Consider the following 8,110-nt stretch of genomic DNA (forward strand, 5'->3'; position numbering starts at 1 on the left):
GGCCGAGGTGGCGCTGGAGCGCGCCGGGATCACGACTAACAAGAATTCGATCCCAGGCGATCCGCTGCCGCCCATGCAGACCTCCGGCCTGCGAGTCGGCTCGCCGGCCGGCACCACACGGGGCTTCGGTCCGGAGGAATTCCGCCAGGTCGGAACCTGGATCGGCGAAGTGCTCGACGCGGCCGCCGCCGATGGCGCCCCGACCGCGACCGAGGCCAAGGTGCGGGCCGAGGTCCTGACCATGACGGCGCGCTTTCCCATCTACAGCTAATGGTGTTCATTGGCCGGAGTGAGGGCCAGATATGCGCTGCCCATTCTGCGGCCACGATGAAACTCAAGTGAAGGACAGCCGCCCATCGGAAGACGGCGCGGCGATCCGCAGGCGTCGGCTTTGCCCGGCCTGCGAAGGCCGGTTCACGACATTTGAGCGCGTGCAGTTGCGCGAGCTCACGATCCTCAAGCGCTCCGGCCGCCGCACGCCGTTTGATCGCGACAAGCTGGCGCGTTCCATCGCCATCGCCATCCGCAAACGGCCGCTGGAGCCGGAGCGGGTGGAGCGCATGATCTCGGCTATCGCGCGGCAACTTGAGAGCATGGGCGAGACGGAGCTGCCGTCGTCCACCGTCGGCGAGCTGGTAATGACCCACCTGAAGCAGCTCGATGACGTGGCCTATGTCCGCTACGCCTCGGTTTATCGCGACTTCAAGGAGACCGAGGACTTCGCCCGTTTCCTCGGTGAAGAGGGTCTGTCGGAACCCGAGAGCGGGCGTTGAAGGCTCGTCGCAGTCAGCCCGATGCTCTCAAGGCGGCTTCGATGCGTTCAATCATCCGTTCACGCAAAGCGCCGGTCCAGGCGCCGCCCAGCAGGGCGTTGACGCAAACGATAGGCATGTAGGCCTCGACCGCCGCGGCCAGCTCGGCGGGGGTAGAGCCTTTGAGTTGCGCGTACTCGGCCTGAAAGGCCGCGTCGACGCCCCGCAGACGTTCCGGGTCGATAACCGATGGGTGGATGAATTCGGACAGGAGGACGTGTGAGGTTGCAAGATCATAGGCCGCGGGCGCGCGGATCGCGCCAGTCCAGTCGATGAGTTTTGGACCGTCAGGCGACATGATCACATTGCCGGAGTGGAGATCGCCATGGCAGAAACCGTCGCCTTCCGGCAGACGGTCCAATAGCGTGTTCACGGCGCTGGCGATGTGCGCGGGAAGCTTTTCCCCCGATCTCCTGAGGAGGGCCGCCGTGTGCTCTTGAAGGGACAGGAGCTGTGCCGGGGGCGGCGATCTGTGGACGGCGATCGCGAGCCCGGCCAGAATGACGCCGACCTGCTCGCTCGTCAGTGCAAGGGGCCGGGAAAGTTGGCGCAGGGTCGGACCCTCGAGGTGCGTGAGCACAATGCCGACGAGCGGCCCGACGGCTACCTCATCGAAGACCTCCGGTGCGGGCAGGGCGGAGGCGTGGGCCGCCCTTGTCATCCGGGCTTCCCAATTCGCGAGCCGGCGCGGGAAGCCTGCCTTGAACAGCTTCACCACCTGACCCGGTGCCCACGCGTGGACGTCCGAGACCGTGCCTTCGCCGATTTTCTCGCCCAGGGATCCCACCTTCAGACCTTAGCTCGCCGCATGGCAGCGCTAGCTCAGCGAGTTAAGCTTCATTTCGTCGCCGCGACCGCTGACGCGGCTTCTCGTTCCGCCAGCCGGGCGCCGCCGAGAATGCCCTCCATCGCATAGTTACCTTCGTGGCAGGCGTACTCGTATACGCCCCCGTTCGGAACGGTGAGGGTATACTCGGCCTTCCAGGGTCGGGTGTAGAGAACGTCGTCGATCACTTCGAATTGGTAGTAGATTTCGCCCTTCGCGACCCGCGTGAAGCGCTCGACGATTTTGCCCTTTGAGGTCAGCGGAATTGAACTCTCCGACGATTGAATCGGGTGAACGTTGATCGTCTCCATCACGAAGGTGTCGCCTTCCCACCATCCCACTGAATCCCCCAGCCAGGGCGTCATGACCGAAGGCTTGTGGGCAGCTCGCGCCTGCTCGGGGGTGTCAAAGATCGGAATGATACGCACATCGTGAACCATCTCGATCAGCATCACCATGTGGTGCGGGGTTTGAAGGAACTGGTACGTGTTGTTGTAGAGGGAGCCCAGCATGCCGGGCCCGCCCGTATTGCCGAAACCGATGAGGCACCTCTCCCTTAGCGGGAGATCTTCAGGGTCGGTGTAGTCGCCTCTGCCGCTCGCGTACTCCTGACCGATTTTGCGCTGGTTGGCGGTGGCGGCCACCCGATCACGGTAAGGAATTCGGCCGTCCGAGGGCTCAACGATGCCAGAGGCCCTGATCTCGCCCTTGACTATCGAGTAATAGTCTCCCGGGTCGACCCAGAAAGCGTTGTACCCGCCCGGGTCGCTGGACTCCCTTGGGGCAGCTGCATTTGGATCGGTCGGTTTGCTGTCGGCGGCCAGGAACGCGGATCTGCGGCCTGCCAGCTTGTCAGCTTCATCACGGGATAACGCCAGTCGAGGTTGTCCGGCAGGCCGCTCCAGTGGGGTCAAGGTTCGGCTCGTCCACGTCCCGCTAAGGTCTGCGGCGGCGCTGGGCATGCTGGGGGCTTTCTGGGCGTTGGCCCACCCGGACGGCGCCGCCAGGACGCAGGTGATCGCGAGAACCCGGGAAAGGGCTAGGACGCCGGCCATGATGATCTCCCTAGGGACGTTTCTGGGTATGTTTGGCGGAACGATACATGGCTTTCCGCCATTGCATAACGGCGGCGGACGGGCGCCCCCTTGCCCCACCCAAGGGCTTGGCTCACATCGGCAGGATGAGTGTCACCCTAAAGTTGGCCACATCGTTGGATGGACGGATCGCCACGGCGTCTGGCGAGAGCCGCTGGATCACCGGGCAGGAGAGTCGCGCGCAGGGGCATTGGCTGCGGGCGGCGCATGATGTGGTGCTAGTCGGGGTGGAAACTGCAATCGCTGACGATCCCGAGTTGACTGTTCGGCTGGACGGCTATGCAGGCCGCCAGCCGGTGCGTGTGGTGCTGGACAGCCGTCAGCGACTGCCGCCGGGTGGCAAGCTGGCCCGTACCGCCAACGCGGCGCCGACCTTTGTGATTTCCAGCAGCGCGCCGACCCCGGCGCTGGTGACGCTGGGTGTGCGGGTCTTGCAGGTGGCGGGCGACGCGTGGAACCGAGTCGATCCATCCGCCGCCGTGGCGGCGCTGGCGAGCGAAGGCTTACGGTCGATCCTGATCGAAGGCGGCGGGCAGGTGGCGGCGTCGTTTCTTCGCGCTGGCCTGGTGGACGCCATTGAGTGGTTCCGAGCTCCGATCCTGCTCGGCGCCGAAGGGCGGTCGGGCGTTGGTGATCTGGCCGTTGCGGCGCTGTCCGAGGCGCCGCATTACCGGCGCGCGGAGGTGAGCCAGCTCGGCAACGACCTCTGGGAACGCTATGTGAGGGCTTGAGAGCGCCAGATGTTTACCGGCATCGTTACTGACGTCGGGCGCGTACGCGCCATCCGCGACACCAACCGCGACCGCCGTTTCGAGATCGAGACATCGTATGATCTCGAGACCGTCGAGATCGGCGCCTCGATCAGTCATGCGGGCTGCTGCTTGACGGTTGTGGAGAAGGGCGCGGGCTGGTTCGCGGTTGAGGTTTCGGGGGAAACCCTGGGACTGACTACGCTTTCGGACTGGTCGGAGGGGCGAACGGTGAACCTGGAGCGCGCCGCGCGCGTCGGCGACGAACTGGGCGGGCATATCGTCTCCGGCCACGTCGACGGCATCGGCGAGGTGCTGTCGGTGACAAGCGAGGGCGGCTCTCACCGGGTCCGGATTCGGGCTCCACGGCCGCTGCACCGCTTTATCGCACCCAAGGGCTCGATCACAGTCGAGGGCGTCTCGCTGACGGTGAACGAGGTGGAGGACGACGTGTTCGGTGTGAACCTGATCCCGCACACCTGGGATGTCACGACCCTGGGCGGACTCAAGGCGGGATCGCGGGTGAACCTCGAGATCGACATGTTGGCTCGATACCTGGCGCGGTATCAGGAGACGGCGTAACCGCCCTAGGTCTGGACCGCCGTAGGGGCAGGGGCGTTGGGTTGGGACCAGGAAATGCCTGGAGGCCCGCCATGTCTGACTACAAGCTTCTGATCAACGGCCAGCTCGTCGATGGCGACGCCACGCTGGACGTAGTGAATCCGGCGACCGAGGCGGTGTTCGCCACCTGCGCCCGGGCTTCCAAGGGGCAACTGGACCAGGCTGTGGCCGCCGCCCAGGCCGCGTTCCCAGCCTGGAGCGCGACGCCACTCGCGGATCGCAAGGCGGTGCTTGTTAAGATCGCCGATGCGATCCAGGGCAACATCAACGAACTGGCCCGCCTTCTAGTGCAGGAACAGGGCAAGCCGCTGCAAGACGCCATGGGAGAGATCTTCGGCGCTTCGGCCTTTTTCCGCTACTTCTCGACGCTGGATCTGGCCGCCAAGGTGGTTCAGGACGACGCGACGGGGCGGGTGGAAGTGCGCCGCAAGCCGCTGGGTGTGGTCGGCTGCATCGTCCCCTGGAACTTCCCGATGATCCTGATGGCCTTCAAGGTCCCGGCGGCGCTCCTGGCCGGCAACACTGTCATCGTTAAGCCCGCGCCAACCACGCCCCTGACGGCGCTGAAGCTTGGCGAGATTATCAAGGACATCGTCCCGGCCGGAGTGGTGAACATCATCGTCGACGCCAACGACCTGGGCGGAGAGATGACCAAGCATCCGGGCATCCGCAAGATCAGCTTCACCGGGTCGACCGAGACCGGAAAGAAGGTGATGGCCTCGGCGGCCGACGCCCTAAAGCGGGTGTCTCTGGAGCTGGGCGGCAACGACGCCCTGATCGTCCTGGATGACGTCGACCTCAATGCGACCGCGCCTAAGGTGTTGGGCGCGGCGATGCAGAACGCCGGACAGGTCTGCATCGCGGCCAAGCGGATCTATGTCCACGAGAGCATGTACGACGCCATGTGCGATGAGCTGGCCCGGCTGGCGAACGAGATCGTGGTCGGCGACGGACTGGAGCAGGGCACCCAGATGGGGCCACTGCAGAACAAGCAGCAGTTCGACAAGGTGATGGGTTTCATCGAGAGCGCCAGGAAAGACGGCCGGGTGATCGCCGGCGGAGGGCGCAAGGGGGATAAGGGCTACTTCATCCAGCCGACCATCGTGCGTGACATCGAAGACGGCTCGAAACTGGTGGACGAGGAGCAGTTCGGCCCGGTCATGCCGGTGATCAAGTATACCGATCCGGCCGACGCCCTCGCCCGCGCCAATGCCTCCATCTACGGTCTGGGCGGCTCGATCTGGGCCAAGGACACTGAGCGGGCCTGGAATCTCGCCGAGGGCATGGAGTCCGGGTCGGTGTGGGTGAACAAGCACGCTGACCTGCAGCCGCACCTGCCGTTCGGCGGCGCCAAATTCTCGGGTGTGGGTTCTGAGTTGGGTGAGGAAGGGTTGAAGGAGTTCACCCAGATCCAGGTTCTGAACATGGCGCGATAGCGCCCACGCCAAACCCGCGTTGGCGCCTGGGGCGACACAGGCTAGGACGCCCGGGTGGAGCCCGAGACCGGCCAGCCTCTGAAACCGCCCCGGCGCGGGCTTGCGCTCGCCGGCGTGATGGCGCTCAGCCTTATCGCGGCCGGCGCGCTGGCCGTGGGAGTCTATTCGGCCTGGCTGTTCCACGACATGCCTGACGCCGGCGATCTGGTGGACTACCACCCGCCGACGGCGACACGGGCCTATGCCTGGGACGGAACCCTGATCGGTGAGTTCTCGCGCGAGCGGCGGATCTTCGTGCCCTATGACGCGATCCCGGCCCAGACGGCGCAGGCGTTTCTGGCGGCCGAGGACAAGGCGTTCTTCCGGCACGGCGGGGTGGATTACGGTGGGTTCCTCCGCGCTCAGGTCAACAATGTGGTCAATATCCTGCAGGGCCGTCGCCTGGAGGGCGGCTCGACGATCACCCAGCAGGTGGCGAAGAACATCCTGCTCTCGGGTGAGCAGACCATCGGACGCAAGCTGAAGGAGGCCATCCTCTCCACCCAGCTGGAACAGACGCTTTCAAAGGAGCGGATCCTCGAGCTCTATATGAACGAGATCTGGCTGGGGTACCGCTCCTATGGCGTGGGTGCGGCCGCCTACAATTACTTCGGAAAGTCGCTCAGCGAACTGACCCTGGCGGAGAGCGCCTATCTAGCGGCGCTGCCGAAGGGTCCTGACAACTATCACCCAATCCGGCGGACCAAGCAGGCGATCGCTCGACGCAACTGGGTGATCGATCAGATGGCCGATCAGGGCTGGGTGACCCGCGCCGAGGCAAGGGCCGCGATGGCCGAGCCTCTGAAGGTGCAGCCGGCGCCGACGCGTTCGCAGTACCGGGATGCTGATTATTTCGTGGAGGAAGTGCGACGGATCGCGCTCAACATGGAGGAGCTGGGTGACGAGCGGCTGAACGCCGGCGGGTACTACATGCGTACGACGCTGGATCCCGATCTGCAGAGCGCCGCAAAGATCGCATTGATGAACGGGCTCGAGAATTATGACCGGCGCCACGGCTGGCGGGGGGCCTGGGGCAAGGTTGATACACTCGCCGGCTGGGAGGACATCGCCCGCAAGAAAGTGAAGCCCCGCGAGCGTCAGGACTGGAAGCGGGCGGTGGTGCTGACGGCCTCAGGCGGCTCGGTGCGGGTGCGGACCGTGGAAGGCGATGAGGGCGCGCTCGTCAGGCAGGACGTGAGCTGGGCGCGGGCCGGGCGCGGGATTGGGGGGGGGGATCTGGTGTTTGTCGAGGCCGCGACGGGTGGCGGATATCGGCTGAAGCAGGTGCCCGCCGCCAACGGGGCTATGGTGGCGATGGATCCCTGGAGCGGCAGGGTGCTGGCCATGGTCGGCGGTTACTCGTTTTCGCTGTCGAGTTTCAACCGTGCGACCCAGGCGCTGCGGCAGCCGGGTTCGTCTTTCAAGCCAATCGTTTATGCGGCGGCGCTGGAGGCGGGCTTTACGCCGGCCAGCACAGTGATGGACGCCCCGATTACGCTAAAGGGTTATGGCGGACAGGACTGGAGCCCGGAAAACTACAGTCGCGATTATTATGGCGCGCTGACGCTTCGACGCGGGTTGGAGCTGTCGCGCAACACCATGACCGTGCGCCTTGCGCAAAGCGTGGGCATGGCGAAGATTTCCGATTTGGCCGTGAAGATGGGCGTGACCAAAAACATGGACCGGGTTCTGGCCATGGCGTTGGGATCCGGAGAAACCACCGTCTACCGGATGGCTGCAGCCTATTCGACGTTCGTGAATGGCGGGCGGCTGGTGCAACCGCATCTGATCGACCAGATCCAGGATCGCACCGGCAAGGTGATCTGGCGGTCGGATCGACGGGACTGCCCACGTTGCGACGCGGGCTTCACCGGCGCCGAGAGCCCGCGGGTACCGCGCGGCGGGGACCAGGTGATGGACCCGATCACCGCCTATCAGGTGACCTCGTTCCTGGAGGGCGTGGTGCAGCGCGGGACGGCGACCCAGGCCTCGTCGCTTGGCAAGCCGCTAGGGGGTAAGACGGGCACCACGAACGACTATCGCTCGGCCTGGTTCATGGGCTTTTCGCCGGACCTCGTGGTCGGGGTCTATATCGGTTTCGACGACAATCGCAGCCTCGGCAACAATGAGACCGGCAGCGTGGCCGCCGTGCCGATCTTCGTGGACTTCATGGGGAAGGCTCTGAAGGACAAGCCGGCGAAGCCCTTCAGGGCGCCAGCCCACGCAAAGTACGTCACTATCCGGGGGATACGCGAGGCGTTCCGACCGGGCACCGAGCCCTCGGTCAGTTCGGTTGCCGAGGCGGAGGTGGCGGGACCCGGCGGACCGCAGCCTTTCACACCCTCGAACGCCGCCGCGCCGGCAGCCGGCCCGACGGCTGCAACACCGCCGCCGCCACCACCGGCCAAGAAGCGCGACGACCTCTCGGATCTGTTCTGAAGAACCGAAGGGATTGTATCGCGGGCCCCGCCGGGATAGAGCCCCGGGCCTTGTGTTTAGGGGAGTCTCTCCATGAGAGCGGATGTCGAGGCCG

Annotated in this window: 7 protein-coding genes and 1 pseudogene; 6 read left to right on the plus strand and 2 right to left on the minus strand. The window is 65.2% G+C overall.

The window, feature by feature from the left end:
* A pseudogene (glyA, locus tag ACIQ3R_RS12000) lies at positions 1-271 on the plus strand (serine hydroxymethyltransferase); the annotation flags it as partial.
* Positions 272-302: 31 nt separating this feature from the next.
* The gene (nrdR, locus tag ACIQ3R_RS12005; protein WP_397418782.1) at positions 303-773 is read left to right on the plus strand and encodes a transcriptional regulator NrdR; all 471 of its coding nucleotides are present in this window, start codon (positions 303-305) and stop codon (positions 771-773) included.
* A 13-nt stretch (positions 774-786) separates the two neighbouring features.
* Here the strand turns inward: nrdR and ACIQ3R_RS12010 are convergent, their stop codons facing one another.
* Together ACIQ3R_RS12010 and ACIQ3R_RS12015 are read right to left on the minus strand one after the other, a co-directional pair.
* A complete protein-coding gene (locus tag ACIQ3R_RS12010; protein WP_397418784.1) occupies positions 787-1,599 on the minus strand; it encodes a phosphotransferase family protein in 813 nt (270 codons plus the stop codon).
* 50 nt (positions 1,600-1,649) lie between these two features.
* On the minus strand, positions 1,650-2,693 hold the full coding sequence (locus ACIQ3R_RS12015) for a hypothetical protein (RefSeq protein ID WP_397418786.1): 1,044 nt from the start codon (positions 2,691-2,693) through the stop codon (positions 1,650-1,652).
* A 125-nt stretch (positions 2,694-2,818) separates the two neighbouring features.
* Between ACIQ3R_RS12015 and ACIQ3R_RS12020 the strand changes: the two genes are divergently transcribed.
* From ACIQ3R_RS12020 to ACIQ3R_RS12035, 4 genes are all read left to right on the plus strand, one after another.
* Complete coding sequence (locus ACIQ3R_RS12020; RefSeq protein WP_397418791.1) at positions 2,819-3,463, plus strand: RibD family protein; 645 nt, start codon at positions 2,819-2,821, stop codon at positions 3,461-3,463.
* A 9-nt stretch (positions 3,464-3,472) separates the two neighbouring features.
* Positions 3,473-4,063 (plus strand): riboflavin synthase, encoded by a 591-nt coding sequence (locus tag ACIQ3R_RS12025; RefSeq protein WP_397418793.1) that lies wholly within the window; start codon positions 3,473-3,475, stop codon positions 4,061-4,063.
* 71 nt (positions 4,064-4,134) lie between these two features.
* Positions 4,135-5,538 carry an aldehyde dehydrogenase family protein gene (locus tag ACIQ3R_RS12030; RefSeq protein ID WP_397418795.1) on the plus strand — a complete coding sequence of 468 codons (1,404 nt, stop codon included), beginning with the start codon at positions 4,135-4,137 and terminating at the stop codon, positions 5,536-5,538.
* A 117-nt stretch (positions 5,539-5,655) separates the two neighbouring features.
* Positions 5,656-8,016, plus strand: coding sequence for a penicillin-binding protein 1A (locus tag ACIQ3R_RS12035; protein WP_397418797.1), 2,361 nt, complete (start codon positions 5,656-5,658; stop codon positions 8,014-8,016).
* The last annotated feature ends 94 nt before the right edge of the window (positions 8,017-8,110 follow it).

This window comes from Phenylobacterium sp., assembly GCF_044371015.1.
Classification (GTDB): Bacteria; Pseudomonadota; Alphaproteobacteria; order Caulobacterales; family Caulobacteraceae; genus Phenylobacterium.

Bases quoted from the DNA above. Each gene is read 5' to 3' on its own strand.
- ACIQ3R_RS12030 (WP_397418795.1), top strand. From the start codon at position 4,135: ATGTCTGACTACAAGCTTCTGATCAACGGCCAGCTCGTCGATGGCGAC.
- ACIQ3R_RS12020 (WP_397418791.1), top strand. From the start codon at position 2,819: ATGAGTGTCACCCTAAAGTTGGCCACATCGTTGGATGGACGGATCGCC.
- nrdR (WP_397418782.1), top strand. From the start codon at position 303: ATGCGCTGCCCATTCTGCGGCCACGATGAAACTCAAGTGAAGGACAGC.
- ACIQ3R_RS12035 (WP_397418797.1), top strand. From the start codon at position 5,656: ATGGCGCTCAGCCTTATCGCGGCCGGCGCGCTGGCCGTGGGAGTCTAT.
- ACIQ3R_RS12015 (WP_397418786.1), bottom strand. From the start codon at position 2,693: ATGGCCGGCGTCCTAGCCCTTTCCCGGGTTCTCGCGATCACCTGCGTC.
- ACIQ3R_RS12025 (WP_397418793.1), top strand. From the start codon at position 3,473: ATGTTTACCGGCATCGTTACTGACGTCGGGCGCGTACGCGCCATCCGC.